The organism is Mesorhizobium sp. WSM4815, from assembly GCF_055811575.1.
The window spans coordinates 30,754-49,765 of the sequence record NZ_JBVVQS010000097.1 but is presented as its reverse complement, the minus strand read 5'-3'; the positions used below and the strand labels follow the sequence as shown (position 1 = coordinate 49,765).

The 19,012-nt window shown below is 63.6% G+C and carries 18 protein-coding genes; 13 read left to right on the top strand and 5 right to left on the bottom strand.

Annotation, left to right across the window (positions count from 1 at the left end; translation table 11 throughout):
* Positions 1 to 133: 133 nt before the first annotated feature.
* Complete coding sequence (locus AC0L2B_RS19905) at positions 134 to 820, bottom strand: gamma-glutamylcyclotransferase (RefSeq protein WP_473746549.1); 687 nt, start codon at positions 818 to 820, stop codon at positions 134 to 136.
* Positions 821 to 1,548: 728 nt separating this feature from the next.
* On the opposite strand from AC0L2B_RS19905, the gene AC0L2B_RS19900 reads away from it, so the two are divergent.
* From AC0L2B_RS19900 to AC0L2B_RS19885, 4 genes are all read left to right on the top strand, one after another.
* Positions 1,549 to 5,142 carry a GAF domain-containing protein gene (locus AC0L2B_RS19900; RefSeq protein WP_473746548.1) on the top strand — a complete coding sequence of 1,198 codons (3,594 nt, stop codon included), beginning with the start codon at positions 1,549 to 1,551 and terminating at the stop codon, positions 5,140 to 5,142.
* Positions 5,139 to 5,528 carry a response regulator gene (locus AC0L2B_RS19895; protein ID WP_473746547.1) on the top strand — a complete coding sequence of 130 codons (390 nt, stop codon included), beginning with the start codon at positions 5,139 to 5,141 and terminating at the stop codon, positions 5,526 to 5,528. The genes AC0L2B_RS19900 and AC0L2B_RS19895 overlap by 4 nt, the downstream gene beginning before the upstream one ends.
* Positions 5,525 to 6,775, top strand: coding sequence for an adenylate/guanylate cyclase domain-containing protein (locus AC0L2B_RS19890; protein WP_473746546.1), 1,251 nt, complete (start codon positions 5,525 to 5,527; stop codon positions 6,773 to 6,775). Before AC0L2B_RS19895 ends, AC0L2B_RS19890 begins: the two co-directional genes overlap by 4 nt.
* A gap of 584 nt (positions 6,776 to 7,359) precedes the next feature.
* Positions 7,360 to 7,626, top strand: a complete 267-nt coding sequence (locus tag AC0L2B_RS19885) for a BrnA antitoxin family protein (RefSeq protein ID WP_473746545.1) — start codon at positions 7,360 to 7,362, stop codon at positions 7,624 to 7,626.
* A 301-nt stretch (positions 7,627 to 7,927) separates the two neighbouring features.
* On the opposite strand, the gene AC0L2B_RS19880 is transcribed toward AC0L2B_RS19885, so the two are convergent.
* The 3 genes from AC0L2B_RS19880 to AC0L2B_RS19870 all read right to left on the bottom strand — a co-directional run bounded on the left by AC0L2B_RS19880 (position 7,928) and on the right by AC0L2B_RS19870 (position 11,136).
* On the bottom strand, positions 7,928 to 8,758 hold the full coding sequence (locus AC0L2B_RS19880) for a hypothetical protein (RefSeq protein WP_473746544.1): 831 nt from the start codon (positions 8,756 to 8,758) through the stop codon (positions 7,928 to 7,930).
* Positions 8,759 to 8,938: 180 nt separating this feature from the next.
* A complete protein-coding gene (locus AC0L2B_RS19875; RefSeq protein WP_091593908.1) occupies positions 8,939 to 10,420 on the bottom strand; it encodes an ATP-binding protein in 1,482 nt (493 codons plus the stop codon).
* A complete protein-coding gene (locus AC0L2B_RS19870) occupies positions 10,417 to 11,136 on the bottom strand; it encodes a response regulator (RefSeq protein WP_023798507.1) in 720 nt (239 codons plus the stop codon). The genes AC0L2B_RS19875 and AC0L2B_RS19870 overlap by 4 nt, the downstream gene beginning before the upstream one ends.
* A gap of 311 nt (positions 11,137 to 11,447) precedes the next feature.
* Between AC0L2B_RS19870 and AC0L2B_RS19865 the strand changes: the two genes are divergently transcribed.
* The 8 genes from AC0L2B_RS19865 to soxA all read left to right on the top strand — a co-directional run bounded on the left by AC0L2B_RS19865 (position 11,448) and on the right by soxA (position 17,788).
* Positions 11,448 to 11,918 (top strand): (2Fe-2S)-binding protein, encoded by a 471-nt coding sequence (locus AC0L2B_RS19865; RefSeq protein WP_254026014.1) that lies wholly within the window; start codon positions 11,448 to 11,450, stop codon positions 11,916 to 11,918.
* A gap of 11 nt (positions 11,919 to 11,929) precedes the next feature.
* Positions 11,930 to 14,104: a xanthine dehydrogenase family protein molybdopterin-binding subunit gene (locus AC0L2B_RS19860; protein ID WP_473746543.1), complete on the top strand. Its 2,175-nt coding sequence runs from the start codon at positions 11,930 to 11,932 to the stop codon at positions 14,102 to 14,104.
* Positions 14,091 to 14,453 carry a c-type cytochrome gene (locus AC0L2B_RS19855; RefSeq protein WP_473746542.1) on the top strand — a complete coding sequence of 121 codons (363 nt, stop codon included), beginning with the start codon at positions 14,091 to 14,093 and terminating at the stop codon, positions 14,451 to 14,453. Before AC0L2B_RS19860 ends, AC0L2B_RS19855 begins: the two co-directional genes overlap by 14 nt.
* Complete coding sequence (locus tag AC0L2B_RS19850; protein ID WP_473746541.1) at positions 14,440 to 15,702, top strand: FCSD flavin-binding domain-containing protein; 1,263 nt, start codon at positions 14,440 to 14,442, stop codon at positions 15,700 to 15,702. Before AC0L2B_RS19855 ends, AC0L2B_RS19850 begins: the two co-directional genes overlap by 14 nt.
* On the top strand, positions 15,699 to 16,169 hold the full coding sequence (gene soxX, locus AC0L2B_RS19845; protein ID WP_473746540.1) for a sulfur oxidation c-type cytochrome SoxX: 471 nt from the start codon (positions 15,699 to 15,701) through the stop codon (positions 16,167 to 16,169). The genes AC0L2B_RS19850 and soxX overlap by 4 nt, the downstream gene beginning before the upstream one ends.
* A 103-nt stretch (positions 16,170 to 16,272) precedes the next feature.
* On the top strand, positions 16,273 to 16,689 hold the full coding sequence (locus AC0L2B_RS19840) for a SoxY-related AACIE arm protein (RefSeq protein ID WP_473746539.1): 417 nt from the start codon (positions 16,273 to 16,275) through the stop codon (positions 16,687 to 16,689).
* Positions 16,689 to 17,009, top strand: a complete 321-nt coding sequence (gene soxZ, locus AC0L2B_RS19835) for a thiosulfate oxidation carrier complex protein SoxZ (RefSeq protein ID WP_473746538.1) — start codon at positions 16,689 to 16,691, stop codon at positions 17,007 to 17,009. Before AC0L2B_RS19840 ends, soxZ begins: the two co-directional genes overlap by 1 nt.
* A complete protein-coding gene (gene soxA / locus AC0L2B_RS19830; RefSeq protein WP_473746537.1) occupies positions 17,009 to 17,788 on the top strand; it encodes a sulfur oxidation c-type cytochrome SoxA in 780 nt (259 codons plus the stop codon). The genes soxZ and soxA overlap by 1 nt, the downstream gene beginning before the upstream one ends.
* A gap of 134 nt (positions 17,789 to 17,922) precedes the next feature.
* On the opposite strand, the gene AC0L2B_RS19825 is transcribed toward soxA, so the two are convergent.
* Positions 17,923 to 18,525 (bottom strand): cupin domain-containing protein, encoded by a 603-nt coding sequence (locus tag AC0L2B_RS19825; RefSeq protein ID WP_473746536.1) that lies wholly within the window; start codon positions 18,523 to 18,525, stop codon positions 17,923 to 17,925.
* A gap of 139 nt (positions 18,526 to 18,664) precedes the next feature.
* Between AC0L2B_RS19825 and AC0L2B_RS19820 the strand changes: the two genes are divergently transcribed.
* On the top strand, positions 18,665 to 18,904 hold the full coding sequence (locus tag AC0L2B_RS19820; RefSeq protein ID WP_473746534.1) for a hypothetical protein: 240 nt from the start codon (positions 18,665 to 18,667) through the stop codon (positions 18,902 to 18,904).
* Positions 18,905 to 19,012 lie beyond the last annotated feature (108 nt).

Here is a 19,012-nt window from a genome sequence, read left to right as displayed (position 1 = left end):
CTTCCAGCCCCTCCGTAATGGAGGCTTGTGACGGGCAGCACCAAAAGGTTGCCGCGCTGCTCGCGAGAAGCTCGAAAAGTTCCTGCCGGATTTCGTTTGTGCGCTCGAGGGAATGAAGCATCTCGCGTTCCTTTCAAGCCCGTTTTTCTGCTTGCAGCCGTTCGGCGACCAACGCCTGAAGCTGCCAGAGCTTCCGGTCTCGGATGCCCCTGGCTTCGAGGTGAGTGATGGTGTTGTAGAGATATTCGGCGCATGAACCCCAGTGTCCGGCTGCGGTCGCCAAAGTGTCAGCCACCTGTCCTAGTTCGAGCGAGCCGGCATAGGCGGGCGCGTTGCGATCGACCACGAATGCGAGCGCTCGGACCGGACCTTGTGCGGTCTCGAGCCCTATCCAGCGAGGCACGTTCGACGGCGGTTTTGCAGACATCTCGCGTCGCAACAGCTTGCCCAACGCCTTGGTCAATCCCTCCTCCGGCAGGCGAAAGGCGATCCCTTTGCACGCGCCACCCCGATCGAGCGCCAGCATAAGGCCAGGACGTTCCGGCGAGCCCCGCCAGCGAGTGATTTTGAGCGCAAACGCGCGATGCCAGCCGTAGGTATGTGCGATCCGTTCCTCGACGGCCGCAAACTCCGGTTTCCAGATCAGGGAGCCGTAGGCGAACACCAAGAATTCGCGGCTCTGCCCGCGTCCTGTAAGGATATGATCAACCCACCACGCATAATCCTCGTCCTGCAGATAGACAGTCCCTGAACGCGGTCCTGGATCGACGACGTGGCGATGGGCCTTGGCTACAAGTTCAGGGGTGAGGGTCAGCATCATGTTGGTACACGCTCAACGCTTTTTCGTCTCGGATCGAGCGCATTATGCCTCCGCGAAAGGGGCCTGTACCGACGTCGTTCTGAAGTTTTTCTGATTTTAGCTTGGTCTAGTCGGTGCGCGGCCGTACCACAGAATGTCTGCAGACAGGCGCAATCAAGTCATTTCGGCGGTCAATTTCGAGGGCAGGTTTCACACCCCGGCCGGACCTTCCCGAACCTCATCAGGCAATCTGAAGTCTCAACGCATCGACTGACCACATGCGCCATTTCTTGACATTTCGAGCGCTTCTGCGAACCAGACCTTCGCGCCAAGCTCCGGAATCGATCCCTCGCGGATTTTCCCTCGAAGAAGCCGAAAGGCAAGCCCTCGTCGCAAGTCAGCGGGGGAAAGAACAGTTCCTAATCCGACATTTTCGCCACCTCAACCAATATTGGCAATTTGCAGCGCATCGACACGGAGAGTCTTGCTGCGTCGTGTAAAATGGCTGCGTTGCGTCCGCTGCTTCGTGGGGACGGGGGCGCCCGGTTCCGTTGACCGGGCTGCGATTGGTCTGCAGCGCGATCAACTTGGCAATCGCGCCCAGCGCTCCGTGATCCGTATCATCGAACCGGAGGTGGTGCAGATGACACGGTTTGTCCCTAATTTTCAGGACACGAAGCGCCCGCGATCGGCAGTGGTACCAATGACGTATTCGAGCTATGCTTAACGCTGTGTCTGGGACCATTCCGATGAAGGAACTGGGTGTGCCGGGCTCGCTCATCGAGCTCGAGCAGAAGGTTGCGCTCCTCACCCAGGAGTTGGACGAGACTCGCGAGCAACAAGCAGCCGCTGCCGACGTCCTGAGGGTGATCAGCCGTTCGGCTTTTGACCTCGACGCGGTGCTCACTGCCTTGACGCAGACGGCCATCCGCCTGTGTGAGGCATCGCGCGGCGTCATATGGCTGAGCCGCAACGGGCAGCTATTCTTAGCAGCGCACGTCAATTATCCGGACGAATGGGTCGCCTATGTGCGAGCCAATCCGATCACGCCCGCAGCGGACGCAGTTACCACCTCGGGCCGTGCCGCGTTTGCTGGCGAGGTGTTCAACATTGAGGATGTGCAGAGCGACTCGCGCTGCAGCTCGCTTGCCGGCCATAAGCTCGCCGACCATGGTGCCGCGCTCGCAGTCCCGCTGAAGCGACATGGCGAGGTGGTCGGTGTGATTTCGCTGTCGCGAACCGAAGCGCGACTCTTCAGCGACCGCCAGATTGCGGTCGTGCAGACATTCGCCGACCAGGCCGTTATCGCTATGGAGAATGTACGTCTCGTCACCAGCCTCGACGACAGGAACCGCGAGGCGGCCGAAGCGTTCAGACAGCAGACCGCCACCGCCGATGTGCTCAGGGTCATCAGCCGGTCAGCATTCGACCTCCAGACCGTTCTCGATACCTTGACAGAGTCTGCAGCCCGTCTCTGTCAAGCGGACATGTCCGGCATCTGCCGTAGCGAAGGCCCCGGCTTCTACTATGCCAGCAGCTTCGGATTTCCGCCCGACTGGCTCGTCTACAACAAGAACCGTCGGCTCGACACGGGGCGTGGCTCGATCGTCGGCCGTGTGCTCCTCGACGGGGCCCTGGTGCAGGTCGCCGACGTACTCGCCGATCCGGATTATACCTATTTCGAACCGCAGGCGAAGGCCGGCTACCGAACACTGCTCGGCGTCCCCTTGATGCGCGAAGGCAAGGCGATCGGCGTGCTGGTGCTCGCCCGCCGGACGGTAGCGCCCTTCACCGACAAGCAGATCGAGCTCCTCGGAACCTTCGCAGACCAGGCCGTCATCGCCATCGAAAATGTGCGCCTGTTCGAAGAGGTCGAGGCACGCACGCGCGATCTCGGCGAAGCGCTTGAGCAGCAGACTGCAACCAGCGAGGTGCTGGGCGTCATCGCCGCTTCACCCACCGACATCCAACCCGTCCTGAAGACGGTCGTGGAAAACGCGGCAAGGCTCTGCGCGGCCTATGACGCCGCGGTTCTGCTGAAGGAGCAGGATTCGCTGGTCATCGCCGCGCATTTCGGCCCGATCCCGATCGACTTTACGAAATTTCCACTCAGACGCGATTGGGTGGCCGGTCGGTCGGTTGTCGATGCCAGGACTATCCAGGTGCCCGATCTCATGTCGGCAGGCGACGAGTTCGCGGCGGGGCGCGCAATGGCTGAGCGGCTCGGCCATCGCACCATACTGGGGACTCCCCTTCTGCGCGACGGAGAGGCCATCGGAACGATCCTGCTGCGCCGGACCGAGGTCGCACCCTTTACTGAGAAGCAGGTCAACCTGGTCGAAACCTTCGCCGACCAGGCTGTCATTGCTATCCAGAACGTCAGGCTATTCGAAGAGGTGCAGGCGCGGAACCGTGCGCTAACAGCGTCGCTGGAGCAGCAGACGGCGACCAACGACATTCTCAGCGTCATCTCGAGTTCGCCGACCGACGTACAACCAGTGTTCGACATGATCGCCGAGGCGTCGGCGCGGCTGTGCGAGGCGGAGTTTTCAGCAGTCTTTAGATACGACGGCGCGCTCATCCATTTCGTGGCTCAACATGGGCTCTCTCCGGCTGGTTATCAGGCGATTAGCGGCGCCTATCCCCTTTCGCCTGGCCGCACTGGGGCTACGGCCCGCGCGGTACTGAGTGGCAATGTCGAGCAGATACCCGACGTGTATGAGGATCCCGACTACGCGCTTGGCGATGTGGCGACGGCTGTCACCGCTCGCAGTATCGCCGCAGTGCCTATGTTGAAGAACGGCCAAGCGATCGGCGCGATTGCGGTTGCGGGATCGGAGCCAGGACTCTTTCCGGCCCAGCAGATTGCGCTCCTGCAAACCTTCGCAGATCAGGCGGTCATCGCTGTCGAAAACGTGCGCCTGTTTGACGAGGTGCAGGCGCGCACCGCCGAGCTCGGCGAAACCCTGCAGCAGCAGACCGCAATCGCCGACGTGCTGAAGGTCATCAGTCGCTCGACCTTTGACCTCCAGGCGGTGCTTGGCGCTCTTGCCGCGACGGCTACGCGCGTATGCGAAGCCGATATGGGCTCTATCATGCGCCGCGATGGCGAAACCTATCAATTTGCCGCGAATGCAGGATTCCCGCAGGAACTGGTGGACTATGCGAAAGAAAACCCTCTGACGATCGGCCAAGGCAGCGCCACTTCGCGTGCGGTGCTGGACCGGCACACCGTGCACCTGCCGGACGTGCTCGCCGACCCCAGCTACACCTTGACCGACTTTCAGAGCCTCGGCGGCTACCGCTCGTCGCTCGCCGTGCCGCTGGTCCGTGAGGGATCGGCAGTCGGCGTCTTCATCCTGACCCGCTCGACTGTGCGGCCGTTCACTGAAAAGCAGATCGAACTCGTTGAAACGTTTGCCGATCAGGCCGTTATCGCTATCGAGAATGTGCGCCTGTTCGAGGAAGTGCAGAAGCGCACCAGCGAATTGTCGAGCTCCCTGGAGGAACTTCGGGCCGCTCAGGATCGGCTTATCCAAACCGAGAAGCTCGCTTCGCTTGGCCAGCTCACCGCGGGCATCGCGCATGAGATCAAGAACCCGCTCAACTTCGTCAACAATTTCTCTGCCGTCTCCCTGGAACTTGTCGAAGAGCTGCGGCAAGCGCTGGACAGTGCCTCTTTGGACGGACCAATTCGCAAAGAGGTCGACGAACTGACTGGACTGCTCAAGGGTGACCTCGAAAAGATCGTGCAGCACGGCAGGCGAGCCGACTCGATCGTCAAGAACATGCTGCTCCATTCGCGACAAGGATCCGGAGAGCACCGGCCGACCAGCATCAACGCCATCGTCGAGGAGAGCCTCAATCTCGCTTATCATGGGGCCCGCGCCGAACGGAGGGATTTCAACATCACAGTCGAGAAGTCCCTCGATCCCGACGCCGGCGATGTCGACTTGTATCCTCAGGAGATCACGCGCGTGCTGCTCAACCTGATCTCCAATAGCTTTCATGCGACAACGCATCGCGGCCAGGGCGATGGCAACGCCTATTCGCCGGTGCTGTGCGCCTCGACGAAGAGCCTTGGCGACAAGGTCGAGATCAGGCTGCGCGACAACGGCACTGGCATCCCGCCGGAGGTGGTCGAGAAGATGTTCAACCCGTTCTTTACCACGAAACCAGCTGGCGAAGGGACTGGGCTCGGCCTGTCGCTCAGCCACGACATCATCGTGAAACAGCACGCGGGCACGCTCGAAGTGGACACAAAGCCGGGCGAGTTCACCGAGTTCCGCATCCTGTTGCCACGCGGCGCTGCATCGGTCGGCAAGAAGGCAGCCGCCCAATGAACCCGCTCATACTGGTGGTCGACGACGAACCAGACGTCGAGGTCCTGTTCCGCCAGCAATTCCGCCGGGACCTGCGTTCTGGCCGCTTCGCTATGGAATTCGCGCTCTCTGCACACGCGGCTCTTCGCGTGATCGGGGAGGTGGAGGGCACGACGTTGATCCTTATTCTCTCCGACATCAACATGCCGGGCATGAGCGGGCTCGAATTCTTACCGAAGGCGAGAGAGGCCCGTCCCGATGTACCGGTGATCATGATCACCGCCTATGGCGACTCCGAGACCAAGCGTACTGCGATGGAGGAAGGCGCCGCGGCGTTTCTGACCAAGCCGATCGACTTCTCCGCTTTGCGAGCGGAAATCGAAACCAGGCTACGGTGGGTCGCGTGACTGCGCACATCCTGGTGGTCGACGACGAGCCGGACCTGGAGGAGCTGGTCAGGCAGAAATTCCGCTGTCATATCCGCGACGGCGCGATCAGCTTCATGTTCGCCCGCGATGGTGTGGAGGCCCTGGCGATACTCGATGGAAACCACGACATAGACATGGTGGTGAGCGACATCAACATGCCGCGCATGGACGGCCTTTCGCTCCTGCAACGGCTGCAAGAGGCCGAGGCTCAGCTGTCGACCATCATCGTCTCGGCGTATGGCGACATGACCAACATCCGCACGGCGATGAACCGCGGCGCCTTCGACTTTCTCACCAAACCGATCGACTTTCCCGACCTTGAGGCTACGATCGCCAAGACGCTGCGCCACATCGAGATCCTGCGCGAAGCGCGGCGCCGTCAGGCCGCGGCCGAGCGGGCGCATGCGGCTTTGTCGCGCTACTTCTCTCCTAACCTCGCGGAGCGGCTCGCGGGCGCGCAAGACAGCATCGATCTCGCTGGGCAGCGGCGCGATGTGGCGGCGCTGTTCACCGACATTGCCGACTTCACGATGCTGGCCGAAACGATCGAGCCGAGCGTGCTCGGTGACCTGCTCAACGACTATCTCGCTGGCATGAGCGACATTGTCTTTGGGCATGAGGGGACGGTAGCCAAGATCGTCGGTGACGCGCTTCACGTATTGTTCGGTGCGCCCGGCGACCAGCCGGATCATGCGGTACGGGCGATCGCGTGCGCGCTCGACCTCGACGCCTTCTCTCAAGCCTTCCGGGAGACCTGGCACCAACGCGGCATCGCGCTCGGCGTGACACGCATCGGCGTCAATGCAGGGCCTGCAATCGTCGGCAATTTCGGCCGCGGACGTTTCTTCGACTACACCGCCTACGGCGACTCCATCAACATAGCGGCGCGGCTGGAGGCGGCAAACAAGCAGCTCGGCACGCGCATCTGCGTCAGCGAGGCTGCCGCCAAGCAAGTGCCCGATTTTCGCGGCTTGCCGGTCGGAGACCTGGTGCTGAGGGGTAGGTCCGAACCGCTGCGCGCCTTCGAGCCACTCAGGCGGGAGCAATACGACGAGCCAGCAACGGCCGCCTATCTACAGGCATTTGCGAAGCTGGAAACTGGCGATCCGGGCGCGCTTGCCGCGTTCGCCGCTGAAGTCGGACAGTGGCCTGAAGATCATTTGGCCAGTTTCCATCTCAGACGCCTCTTGAACGGCGCGGTAGGCGCCAGGATCTCGATTGATTGAGGCGCCCCGCTTGAAGGTTGGGGGAAGGAAAGGCGGACCCCAACATGCTACCACGTGATCACCTACGTCTTCGTGTGGCGACGCTATCGTTACGGAGACGTCCGAACGCGTCCTATCGGGCTCGCGGGACGCTATCAGCCGAATCAACGACGACTGCTCGTTGATCTCAGAGCCGATCATAAGAATCTCCGTTTCTGGTCATGGGCTCTGCTTGCGGTGAAAGTCGGCTTTCGGGCGACGAAGTCGGCCGATGAAGGGCAGCTCAGGGTCAGAACTTCCGGTTCAGGCTGTGGCGGCGGAAAGACAGAGAGAGGTCGAACCTTGCCGATCAGGCATCGGCGAAACGCTACCGTGAATCTGTGTCCCGACAATGGACAGGGGCCCAGCTGCTCCGCCGCCATCAAGGGCGTAGCCACCAACACGCCGGCAAAGAATGCAATGGCGCGCATTTCCTGCTCCCGGGGAGGCGAGACCATTGCCTCTTGCGTCGACATTCGATTCACTGTTCCAGGCAGTGGCCGAGGCATCCAGACGCGTTTTGCTTGCATGTCTCATCCTTCCGTTATCTCAAGTCAGGACCATCAATGGCAAATCCTCCGCGCCGACCGACAGATCCAATGGCTGCCGCCGAAGCCGCCTTCAAACCTGCCAGGAAGCCGAGCGCACCGGTTCGCGAAACCGCAGCTGCTCCAAATGTCAGAGAGCTTGTTTCAATCAGGATTGATCGAGCTGTCCTGGATTATTTCCAGGGCGACGGACCGGGCTGGCAGGACCGCATTAACGACGCTTTGCGGGCCGTGGTCGAAAAGCGGATCGCCGCCGAGGACGACCGTCCGGACGACATCACCTGAGCATCGCAGAGCCGCCGGCGGAGCTGGCGGCGAGCCAAATTGAATATGTTCTGCACGTCGGTTTGACAGGTTTGCTGGCCATGCCTCAGAGACAATCTCGAAAGCTCGCGATGATTGCTGGGTAACCACTGGCGGCGCCACGATCTTGCCGCCCATAAGCACACCGGAGGTGGCGTGCACAGAGTTTCGATCTCGTAGACCTTATCAAGCGGACCCAGATTCCGTTCGTCTGGTGCCGTAGACTGCTGCGGCAGGAGGCAGGTGTAAGCACCCAGTTCGAAATCGCGCTGAGTCACCGCGCCTATTGCCCGCCCCGTTCGATCCGGCTTGCGCTAAGCCTGAAATCAATCTTGATTTTTGCTGCACGCAACGCAGCGACCAGGTCGTCACTCATAAAAATGTCGTTGAATACCGTCTGCTCGCTCCAAAGGTCGGCGCCTTCCAGCGCGGCAGGCGACAGAGCAAGGCCATCGTCCTTGACCAATGATTCGACACCCCAGATTTGCCTTTGTATCGCCTTGTCGTAATAAAGCTTTCGGATCGCTTCGCTGTTGGATTGCTCTGGTAGGAAGCTGTCCTTAGGCCCGCCAAAATTGAGCAGGAAGAACTCCCCGTTTACCGGGGTTTCCAGATCGGCCTTGTAGACCGGCAGGGGCACGAGTCCACCGGCGCCGAGATTGAAGCGCGACAGCACCTCCGCCAGCTTGCCTTTGACGGCCATGAACGGCCCGGCATAGAACAGGTCACCGACCCTCTTGAAGCGCGTTTCCTCCCACACTGCGACCGCTTCGGTCATCTCGGTTCGCTCCAGCGGGACGCCTTGTCTGTGACGACGCAGCGCGGCAAGCACTCTCTCACTAGCAACAGGGATTTCGAAGCGCGCGGGCTCCCAGTCCTGGCCATAGAACTTTGCGCGCAGACCCTGCTTGTTGCCGATCCGCGAGTCGCTCCTGACGCGACTGATCCAGACGCTGCCGCTCATGCCGCTTCCCTTCCCAAGCCGTTGTTTTGGTCCGCCGACGGCATCCGCTGGGGTTCGCCGGCGGCCAACCCGCCGTGGATAGGCGAGCGCATAATTCGCGGCGAGCCCGATCTGGTCAAGGGACAGCGGCGAATGAGCGGCATGGATCACTGCGGCCGTGTCGCGATTGGCAACATGTCGGCGACGTCATGGACGAGGCGTTCCCGCAAACACCGGCTGGCCGCCGAGGACGTCCGGCTCGCGCACCGGGCCGCGATCATGGCGCGCCGTTTAATTAGTCACGATGTTAGGAAAATGTGAGCGCCTGGCGCGATCGCGGGACAGTTTCGGTCAAGCCGGCAAGGATCGCAGTCCGGTCGGAGGGCTCGTCTCAGGCACCGGCGCCGGGGCAAGCTGCCTGGCCATGTCGATGAGCGGCAGCCTGACGATCGCGCGAAGGCCGTTGCTCCGGTTTTCCAGCACGATGTCGCCGCCGTGGTGGCGGGCGATGGCGCGGGCAATCGACAGGCCGAGCCCGACGCCGCCGGTCTCCCGGTTGCGCGACTGCTCCAGGCGGAAGAAGGGCGCGAACACCTGTTCCATGTCGGCTTGCGGAATGCCGGGCCCGGCGTCCTCGACCACAATGTCCAGGCTGTCGGTGCGCCTGACCAGGCTCACCTTGGCCTGCTCGCCATAGCGGACGGCATTTTCGACGAGGTTGCGGATCGCCCGGCGCAGCGAGTCCGGCCGGCAGCGATACAGCACCTTGGGCCCGTCGCTGACGGTGACGTTTTGGCCCAGCTCCTCGAGGTCGTCGCAGAGGCTGCCGACGAGCGCCGAAAGATCGACGGTTCGCGTCTCCTCCACCGCGGCGTCCTCGCGCGCAAAGGCGAGCGCTGCTTCCGTCATCGTCTGGATTTCCTCGATGGTCTTCAGCATCTTCTCCTGGAGATCGTGATCCTGGACGAACTCGGCGCGCAGCCGCAGCGAGGTCAGCGGTGTGCGCAGGTCGTGGCTGATCGCCGCCAGCATGCGCGTGCGGTCCTCGACGAAGCGCTGCAGGCGCTCCTGCATGCGGTTGAACGCCTCTGCGGTCTGGCGGATGTCGTCCGGCCCTGATTCCGGCAGCCGCGGCACGGCCTCGCCGCGGCCGAACAGTTCTGCGGCATTGGCGAGCCGTCGCAGCGGACGCGCGATTGCCTGCGCCCCGAAAATCGCTATAGCGGACAGGATTAGCGCGGTGAGCGCCAGCGATATCGCCGATTGCGCGGTCCAGAAGGCGCTCGGCATCACCTTGGCGTAGGCGGCATTCAGCCAGGTGCTGTCGTCAAGGCGGACGGAAAGCCCCATGCCGTTTGGGGCGCCGTCCAGATAAAGAAACTTGGCAGGCCGCGTGAACGGGCTGCCACTGCCGGACAGGTCCAGCATGCGCGGCGGCACCGAAGGATCGGCGGCAGCGACCGCGTTCGAGGCCTGCCCGTTCATGTAGGCTGCATATTTGGCGGCAATGCCGGGCAGCGGCTTGGCGAGTTGCGTCAGCGCCTCCTGTTGCCAGGCGAGGGGATTGCTCGGCCCGTCGTGCGAGGTCCAGAAGCGCGTATAGGCCGTGCCGCTGACGTTGAGGATGTCGGGTCGAAGCGAGGGCGGCGTCGTGTCCAGCAAGATGGCAAGCGAGGACGTGCGGCTGACGAACTCGCCCTTGGCCGCCGCGTGCAGGGCTTGTCCGCGCTCGTCCCACGAGATCAGGAAGGTGATCGCCTGCGACAGGGCGAGCGCAAGCAGCACCAGCATGAGGAAGCGGGCCGCCAGGCTGCGTCTCCATAACAGCATCATGCCTGGGCCACCTCGGCGGTGAAGCAGTAGCCGCCGCCCCAGTGCGTCTTGATCAGCATCGGATTCTTCGGGTCCGCCTCGATCTTCTTGCGCAGCCGGCTCACCTGGTTGTCGACGGCCCGGTCGAAACCGTCGGCCGAGCGCCCGACGGTGAGGTCGAGCAGCTGATCGCGGCTGAGCACGATCCCGACATGCTCGATAAAGGCGGTGAGAAGGCGGAATTCGGCCGTGCTGAGCGCGACCGCCACGCCGTCGAGCCCGACCAGCTCGCGGCGGCCGACATTCAGGGTCCAGCGGTCGAAGCGCAGCGCGTTCGACTTGAGCCGACCGCGCTGCGGCGGCAGGCTGTGGACGCGCCTGAGCACAGCCTTGATCCGCGCCAGCAATTCCCGCGGATTGAACGGCTTCGTCAGGTAGTCGTCGGCCCCGATCTCGAGGCCGACGATCCGGTCGACCTCCTCGGCCATGGCGGTAAGGAAGATGATCGGAACGTCGACCGTTCCGCGCACGTGCCGGCAGGCGGCAATGCCGTCCTCGCCCGGCATCATGACGTCGAGGACGATAAGATCGGGCAGGCTGCGGTCGAGCAGCCGCTTGAGCGCGGCCGTGCTGTCGGCGACGCTGACGCGATAACCCTGCTGCGTGAGGTATTTCCCCACGAGATCGCGGATGTCCCTGTGGTCGTCGACGACCGCGATGTGCTGCGCCACTTCCATGCAATGCTCCAAGGTCGCCGCTGAATAGTCGGTCAGTATCGACGATATCTAGTTTGCGTCTACACGGATGATCACCTTCCGCGCCATGGCGGCAATCTCGCCCGACATCAACAAAGCGTGAGAAGTGTAACGAAATGTATCAGAGCACTGCGCCCGCGACAACTTGCGATGAACTGCCGGTGTTCGGGACAAGGTTCTGCGACAGCTCCCGCCTAACTTGGCCCCGTCGCTAGCCGGGACGTCCGGTCTTTGTCGCCAGGGGCGGCATCCAGACTCGATCCTCGCCAGCCTTTGATCGAAAGGATTGCACAATGGCCAGATTGATCATCAACGGCACGCCACGTGACATCGAGGTCGATCCGGACACGCCGCTGCTGTGGGTGATCCGCGAGCAGATCGGGCTTACCGGAACGAAGTACGGTTGCGGCGTTGCCGCCTGCGGCGCCTGCACCATCCATATAGACGGCGTCGCCACGCGCTCCTGCGCGCTTCCGGTGAGCGCGGTCGAGCCCGACCAGCAAATCACCACCATCGAGGGGCTTTCGCCGGACAGCTCGCATCCGGTCCAGCAGGCCTGGCTGGCGCTCGACGTGCCGCAATGCGGCTACTGCCAGGCCGGCATGATCATGGCTGCGGCGGGTCTGCTCATGCAGAACCCGAACCCCGCGGACGAGGACATCAACGCCGAGATCACCAACATCTGCCGATGCGGCACCTACAACCGGGTGCGCGCCGCGATCAAGCTGGCCGCCAAGGCCGGCGAAGCCACGCAACGCGGTTGAGGAGAGCAGTCATGAACGCCACAATTTCCCTCTCCCGCCGCAGCTTCATCATCGGCGTGGCCGCCACAGCCGGCGGCTTGTCCCTCGGATTCAACGTGCCGTTCATCAAGCCGGCACTGGCCGATGGCAGCGAGGCGGCGCCGGAGATCAATGCCTGGGTGGTGATCAGGCGCGACGATACGGTGGTCATCCGCATCGCCCGCTCCGAGATGGGGCAGGGGACACTGACCGGCCTTGCGCAACTCGTCGCCGAGGAGCTGAACTGCGACTGGTCCAAGGTCACGACGGAATACCCGTCGCCGGCCCAGAACCTGGCACGCGACCGCGTGTGGGGCAATTTCTCGACGGGAGGCAGCCGCGGCATCCGCGAGTCGCACGAGTATGTGCGCATTGGCGGCGCCGTTGCGCGCGAGATGCTGATCGCCGCCGCGGCCGCCGAATGGGGCGTCCCGGCCAGCGAATGCACCGCAAGGATGGGCATGGTCACGCATGCAGCGTCGGATCGCGCCACCTTTTATGGACAGCTGGCTGCCGCCGCCGCGCGAATGACGCCGCCCGCCAATGTCACGCTCAAGGACCCGAAGGATTGGATCATAGCCGGCAAGCCGCTGCCGCGGCTCGACACGGCCGACAAGCTTAACGGCAGCCAGGTCTACGGCAGCGATCTCAAGCTGCCGAACATGCTCAACGCGGCGATCCGGGCCTGCCCGTATTTCGGCGGCAAGGTGGAGAGTTTCGACGCGGCGGCGGTGGCGGGCATGCCGGGCGTGCGCGCTGTCGTTCAAGTCGACGAGACCGCCGTTGCGGTTGTCGCCGACACCTGGTGGCGGGCGAAGACCGCTCTCGATGCCTTGCCGATCGTCTGGGACGAAGGCCCCAACAGGCAGGTCACCAGCGCCTCGATCGCGGCGATGCTCGAAGAGGGGCTCGCCGCAAATGACGCCTTCATCGGCGCCAGGCAAGGTGACGCCGGTGCTGTCCTGTCCGCCGCCGGACGCACGGTCACGGCGACCTATGCCTTCCCCTACCAGAACCACGCGACCATGGAGCCGATGAACGCGACGGCGCTCTACACGCCGGAGCGCTGCGAGGTATGGGTGCCGACCCAGAATGGCGAGGCGAGCCTTGCTGCAGCGGCCGAGGCCGCCGGCCTGCCGGTGCAGCAATGCGAGGTGCACAAGATCCATCTCGGCGGCGGCTTCGGCCGGCGCGGCAACTTCCAGGACTATGTGCGCCAGGCGGTCAGCATTGCCAGGCAGGTGCCGGGAACGCCGGTAAAGCTCATGTGGTCGCGCGAGGAGGATATGCTGCACGGCGCCTATCACCCGACCACAAGATGCCGGCTGACGGGCGCACTCGACGCGGACGGCAACCTGACCGCTCTGCACATGCGCATATCCGGCCAGTCGATCCTTGCTGCGGTACGGCCGCAGGGCATGCAGAACGGCATGGACCCGGTGGTCTTCCAGGGCCTTGTCCTCAGCGGCACCGAAGGCACGCTGGGATATACGGTCGACAATCTGCTTGTCGACCATGCCATGCGCAACCCGCCGATCCCGCCAGGCTTCTGGCGCGGCGTCAACCTCAACCAGAACGCGCTCTACGTCGAGTGTTTCATGGACGAACTCGCCCATGCGGCCGGCGTCGACCCGCTCGCCTTCCGCCGCAAGCTGATGGCCAAACATCCAAAACATCTCGCCGTGCTGGAGGCGGTTGCCGAACGGATTGGCTGGGACAACCCGGCCGCGGCCGGCGTTCACCGCGGCCTGGCGCAGATCATGGGTTTCGGCAGTTATGTGGCGGCGGCAGCGGAGGTTTCGGTCACCGATGGGCAGCTCAGGATCCATCGCATCGTGGCGGCCACCGATCCGGGTCATGTCGTCAACCCGGCACAGGTGGAGCGGCAGGTCGAGGGCTCCTTCGTCTATGGCCTTTCCGCCTGCATCTACGGCGAATGCACCGTCAATGGCGGGCGCATGGAGCAGGAAAACTTCGACAGCTACGAGGTCCTGCGGATGGCCGAAATGCCTGATGTGGAGACGATCATCCTGCCGTCCGGCGGCTTCTGGGGCGGCGTCGGCGAGCCGACCATCGCGGTCGCCGCGCCGGCCGTCCTCAATGCGATCTTCGCCGCCACCGGAAAACGCATCCGCACGCTGCCGCTGAAGAACCATGACCTCGCATGATACGAGGCGCGCAAAGAACAGGCCTGGCGGACGGGCGCTCGCGCCTGTCCTGCTTGCGGCGCCTGTCCTGCTTGCGGCGCTTGCGGCCAGCGCGCCGGCATGGGCCGACGCGGCGCCTGGTGCTACGGCATGCACCGGCTGTCACGGGCCGGCGGCACTCGGCTCAGCCATCCCTTCGCTCGACGGCCACGCGGCAGACGACATCGTCGCCCAGATGCAAGCATTCCGTTCCGGTGACCGCAAGGCGACGGTCATGGACCGCATCGCCAGGGGATTTACCGAGGCGGAGACGCGCGCCATCGCCGAATGGCTCGCCAAGCCGGAGGCCGCACGCCATGCCCAGCCGTAGAGCCCTGATCGGCGGCGTCGCGGCCAGCGTCACCGCGGCCGTCCTTGCCGCGCCGCAGCTGCGCGCACAGACGCAGCCCGGCGTAATCGTCGTCGGCGGCGGCTTTGCCGGGGCAAGCTGCGCCCGCGCGCTGAAACGGCTGGATCGCGATCTTGCGGTGACGCTGATCGAGCCAGAGCCCGCCTATCTGGCCTGCCCGTTCAGCAATGAAGTGATTGCCGGGCTGCGCGGCATCGAGGCGCAGACCTTCCACTATGACCAGTTCGGCGACATCGCGCTGATCCGCAAGCGGGCTGTCGCCGTCGATGCCGAGCGCCGGCACGTTCGGCTGGAGGATGGTACCGACATCGGCTACGTCAGGCTGGTGCTGGCGCCCGGCGTCGACCTGCGCTTCGACGCCTTGCCGGGCTACGACGAGGCGGCGGCTGCGATCATGCCGCATGCCTGGAAGGCGGGCGCGCAGACGCTGCTGCTGCGCGACCAGCTCGCGGCGATGCCGGACGGTGGGATCGTCGTCCTCGCGGCGCCAGCCAATCCGTTTCGCTGCCCGCCCGGTCCCTACGAGCGGGCAAGCCTGATCGCGCATTATCTCAAGACCAGCAAGCCCAGATCCAAGCTGATCATCCTCGACGCCAAGGACGCCTTTTCGAAGCAGCGGCTGTTCGAAGCGGCCTGGCAAGAACTCTATCCCGGCTTGATCGAATGGGTGCCGTTGTCGTCGGGCGGCAGGGTGACGGAAGTCGACCCGGCGACAAGGACGCTGGTGACCGAGTTCGGCAATCACAAGGCCGATGTCGCCAACGTGATCCCGCCGCAGCGTGCGGGCGCGATTGCGCAGTCGGCCGGCGTTGCCGACCAGACGGGCTGGTGCCCGATCGACCCGGTCACCTTCGAGTCCCGCCTACAGCCGGCGATCCACGTCATCGGCGACGCGGCGATCGGCGGGGCGATGCCGAAATCCGCCTTCAGCGCCAACGCCCAGGCAAAAGCTTGCGCCGCGGCGGTCGCCGCCCTGGTCAGGGAGCGGCCGCCGGCGCAGCCGAAGCTCATCAACACCTGCTACAGCCTGGTCGCGCCCGGTTATGGCATTTCAATCGCTGGGGTCTACCAGCCGCGTGACGGGCTGCTTGCCGAGGTGGAAGGTGCGGGCGGCACCAGCCCGCTCGAAGCGCCGCTTTCCGTCCGCGAACTGGAAGCGGCCTATGCGCAGGACTGGTTCCGGACGATCACCAGTGAAGTGTTCGGATGATGAGGCTGGCTTTTCTGGCTTTTTTGGGATTGCAGCTTGCGGCCTCGCCCGGTGCCGGCGAGGAGAGAGGGTCTTATGAGGAGACTGGGTCTTATGTCGTGACCGGCGATGCGATCATGCAGCCTCTGGTCGGAGGCAAGGGTGATCCGGCGCGCGGCGCTGCGCTGATCGCGGACCGGCAGCGCAGCCTCTGCACGCTCTGCCACAGCGGGCCGTTTCCCGACGCGCATCTGCACGGCACGCTGGCGCCCGACCTGACCGGCGTCGGGGCAAGACTTTCGCAAGGCCAGATCCGGCTGCGCGTGGTCGACATGAAGCGGCTCGTGCCGAACACGATCATGCCTTCCTACTATCGGGTCGCGGCTGAGCAAGGCCGGCGTGTCGCCACCGTCTGGCGCGGCAAGCCGATCCTGGGCGGCGCCGATATCGAGGATATCGTCGCTTATCTCACGACGCTGAAGGGGTGATCATGCACGAAGACCCGCTTGGAGTTTACGCAGGCCCGGGAGTTTACGCAGGCCCGGGAGTTTACGCAGGCCTTGTCGGACGGCGGGCGTTTCTTCGGGCGGCATGACCGGCCTGCTGGTGATCAGCCTGCCGCGCTGGGCCGTTGCCCGTCCGAGCCTCAAGGAAGCGATCCGGACCTTCACCGGCGGAGCCAACGTTCTCGACGGCCGCGTCCGGCTCGACCTGCCGCCTCTGGTCGAGAACGGCAACGCGGTCGGGATCGCGGTCGTCGCCGAGAGCCCGATGACCGAAGACGACCATGTCCGGCGCATCGCAGTCTTCAACGAGAAAAACCCGGAGGAGAATGTCGCGGTTTTCCACCTCGGGGCGCGCTCCGGCCGCGCCATGGTCTCGACGCGGATCCGGCTCGCGACCTCGCAAGTCGTTGTCGCCGTCGCAGAGATGAGCGACGGCAGCTTCTGGTCGAGCCGGGCGAGCGCCATCGTCACGCTGGCTGCCTGTATCGAGGACCTTTCATAATGGCGCGCGCGCTCGTCAATGTGCCGAAAGTGGTCACGCAGGGCGAAGTCGTCGAGATCAAGGCGATGATCGCCCATCCCATGGAAACCGGCTATCGTATCGGCCCGAACGGCTCCAACATCCCCCGCGACATCATCCGCCGTTTCACCTGCACCTACAACGGCGAGGAGGCGTTTTCGGCCGATCTCTTTCCAGCCGTATCGGCCAACCCGTTCATTGCCTTCACGCTGGTTGCCACGACGAGCGGCACGATCGACTTTACCTGGACCGACGATGCCGGGAAGACCCAAACGGCGTCGGCTGAAATCACGGTGAACTGATGCATGCGCTCTGGCGGCTTGCAGCCGTCGCTGTCGCCGCTATTTGCGGCATTGTCTCTGCCGCCGGCATCGAAGACGGCGAGAAGCGCTCCGGCTTCGACTTCATGACGCCTCAGACGCAAGCGCTGCAGGCCGACGACATGAGCAATCCCGGCATGCTGTGGGTGCTGCAGGGCGAGCAGCTCTGGCAACAGGCGCAGGGCAGGGCGGATGTCGCCTGCTCCGGCTGCCATGACGATGCGCGTCAGACGATGCGCGGCGTTGCCGCGCGCTACCCGGCCTTTGATGCGGCGACGGGCCGGCCGATCGACCTTGCCGGACGTATCAACTCCTGCCGAGCGGAGCGGCAGCAGGGCGAGCCGCTGGCGCCGGAATCCGAGGCTTTGCTCGCCCTGACGGCCTATGTGACGCATCAGTCGCGCGGCATGCCAATCACACCGGCGACCGACGCCCGGCTCGCGCGGTTTCGCGACAACGGCCGGCGTCTGTTCCAGAGCCGCATCGGACAGCTCGAGCTCTCCTGCGCCTCCTGCCACGACGACAATTGGGGCAAACGGCTCGGCGGCAGCGTCATCCCGCAGGCGCATCCGACCGGCTATCCGCTCTACCGACTGGAATGGCAGACGGTCGGTTCGCTGCAGCGGCGCCTGCGCAACTGCATGATCGGGGTCAGAGCCGAGCCCTTCGAATTCGGCGCAGCCGAACTCGTCGACCTGGAGCTCCATCTGACGGAGCGGGCCCGCGGCCTTCTGGTCGAGACGCCGGCCGTGCGGCCGTGATGCCAGACAGCGGATGGTTGTTCACGTGCCGCCGACGGACAGTTGATTGCAATGCGGCGCTCGGCCGGTAGCCTGAGCTGCGCACTCCCACGCTCTTGCATTCTGTGCTTGTCTTCGATCGATCTGCGCCTAGTTCAAGTCTTCTTCCAATTTTGCAGAAGCGGCCCTTTGCTCCCATAGACGGGATCCTTGCGTGGACGACCTACCTTCCGGATCGTGGCCAGCGCGCCATCATGCTCCTGGGCAGTCGTGCATTCGTCATAGGTCCCAAATGGAGGGTAGGCGCCGACAACCAGAAAATTGTCGGACGCCGAAAGGCATTGGTGCCCGGTGCCGGCCGGAAGAACCGCGACGTCGCCGGCCTTCAGTGACAGGGTTCGTCCCTTCTTGCCTCCAAACCGGACTTTGGCCGTACCGGCCGCAACCCCGAGCACCTCATGTATTCGTGAATGGTAGTGAACGTAGTCGTAGATGGCATTCCGCCAGCTATCCCCCCATCCATTGGCCTCAAAAAGCTCCTCCAAGACGGCTGCGGGATCAAATTCTTCGGGCAGCCTCACTGCGCTGCGATAGACGACAAGCGGCCAAAACGGATGATTGGGGACCAGGCCATCATCCTTGAACCAAAACTCATTTGCTTTTCGCCGCCTTACAAGATCGGTTACCTCTTGCCTGCCCGGTGCTGCGAAACCGGTAACCTGCTCGACGGCTTTCTTGGTACTCTGCAGAATGCTCATGATGTTGCCTTGCATTGCTGGTTGTCAGAGGACGACTCTTCATGCCGATTCAACCGGCTGCATGCCGGGTCGGTTCCGCTACCTTTTGGCCCACGGCAATCCAGCCGGATTTGTTCGATGACCGCAGGAGATAGTCGGCATGAGTAACGTGGTAACGCTGCATGGTGACAAGCGCTGGAAAGCGGTTCTTGTCTACGGCCACCAGAACGGCCCGATTACGATCGAACACTATCTTGAAGAGATTTCCGAGCTTCATAACATCATTGAACACGGCTCGGACGGGAACACCCTGATTGCGTGCACGGTGACAATCAACCGTCCCGACGGTGGTGAGGAGCAGAACAGCGAGGAAAAGGAGGCACGCCGTGAACATCGGTGAGATCCGCGGGAAACTATATTGAGTGCTGCCCACGCAAGCAGCACTCAAGCATCTGAAATCCGGTATCGATTCCTGCGGATGTACCCGTCAGACTCGAGGCCCCGAGCA

Excerpts from the sequence above, each read along its gene's own strand:
- AC0L2B_RS19905 (WP_473746549.1), bottom strand. The coding sequence starts at position 820 with ATGATGCTGACCCTCACCCCTGAACTTGTAGCCAAGGCCCATCGCCAC.
- AC0L2B_RS19900 (WP_473746548.1), top strand. The coding sequence starts at position 1,549 with ATGAAGGAACTGGGTGTGCCGGGCTCGCTCATCGAGCTCGAGCAGAAG.
- AC0L2B_RS19895 (WP_473746547.1), top strand. The coding sequence starts at position 5,139 with ATGAACCCGCTCATACTGGTGGTCGACGACGAACCAGACGTCGAGGTC.
- AC0L2B_RS19885 (WP_473746545.1), top strand. The coding sequence starts at position 7,360 with ATGGCAAATCCTCCGCGCCGACCGACAGATCCAATGGCTGCCGCCGAA.
- AC0L2B_RS19875 (WP_091593908.1), bottom strand. The coding sequence starts at position 10,420 with ATGATGCTGTTATGGAGACGCAGCCTGGCGGCCCGCTTCCTCATGCTG.
- AC0L2B_RS19870 (WP_023798507.1), bottom strand. The coding sequence starts at position 11,136 with ATGGAAGTGGCGCAGCACATCGCGGTCGTCGACGACCACAGGGACATC.
- AC0L2B_RS19865 (WP_254026014.1), top strand. The coding sequence starts at position 11,448 with ATGGCCAGATTGATCATCAACGGCACGCCACGTGACATCGAGGTCGAT.
- AC0L2B_RS19860 (WP_473746543.1), top strand. The coding sequence starts at position 11,930 with ATGAACGCCACAATTTCCCTCTCCCGCCGCAGCTTCATCATCGGCGTG.
- AC0L2B_RS19855 (WP_473746542.1), top strand. The coding sequence starts at position 14,091 with ATGACCTCGCATGATACGAGGCGCGCAAAGAACAGGCCTGGCGGACGG.
- AC0L2B_RS19850 (WP_473746541.1), top strand. The coding sequence starts at position 14,440 with ATGCCCAGCCGTAGAGCCCTGATCGGCGGCGTCGCGGCCAGCGTCACC.
- soxX (WP_473746540.1), top strand. The coding sequence starts at position 15,699 with ATGATGAGGCTGGCTTTTCTGGCTTTTTTGGGATTGCAGCTTGCGGCC.
- AC0L2B_RS19840 (WP_473746539.1), top strand. The coding sequence starts at position 16,273 with ATGACCGGCCTGCTGGTGATCAGCCTGCCGCGCTGGGCCGTTGCCCGT.
- soxZ (WP_473746538.1), top strand. The coding sequence starts at position 16,689 with ATGGCGCGCGCGCTCGTCAATGTGCCGAAAGTGGTCACGCAGGGCGAA.
- soxA (WP_473746537.1), top strand. The coding sequence starts at position 17,009 with ATGCATGCGCTCTGGCGGCTTGCAGCCGTCGCTGTCGCCGCTATTTGC.
- AC0L2B_RS19825 (WP_473746536.1), bottom strand. The coding sequence starts at position 18,525 with ATGAGCATTCTGCAGAGTACCAAGAAAGCCGTCGAGCAGGTTACCGGT.
- AC0L2B_RS19820 (WP_473746534.1), top strand. The coding sequence starts at position 18,665 with ATGAGTAACGTGGTAACGCTGCATGGTGACAAGCGCTGGAAAGCGGTT.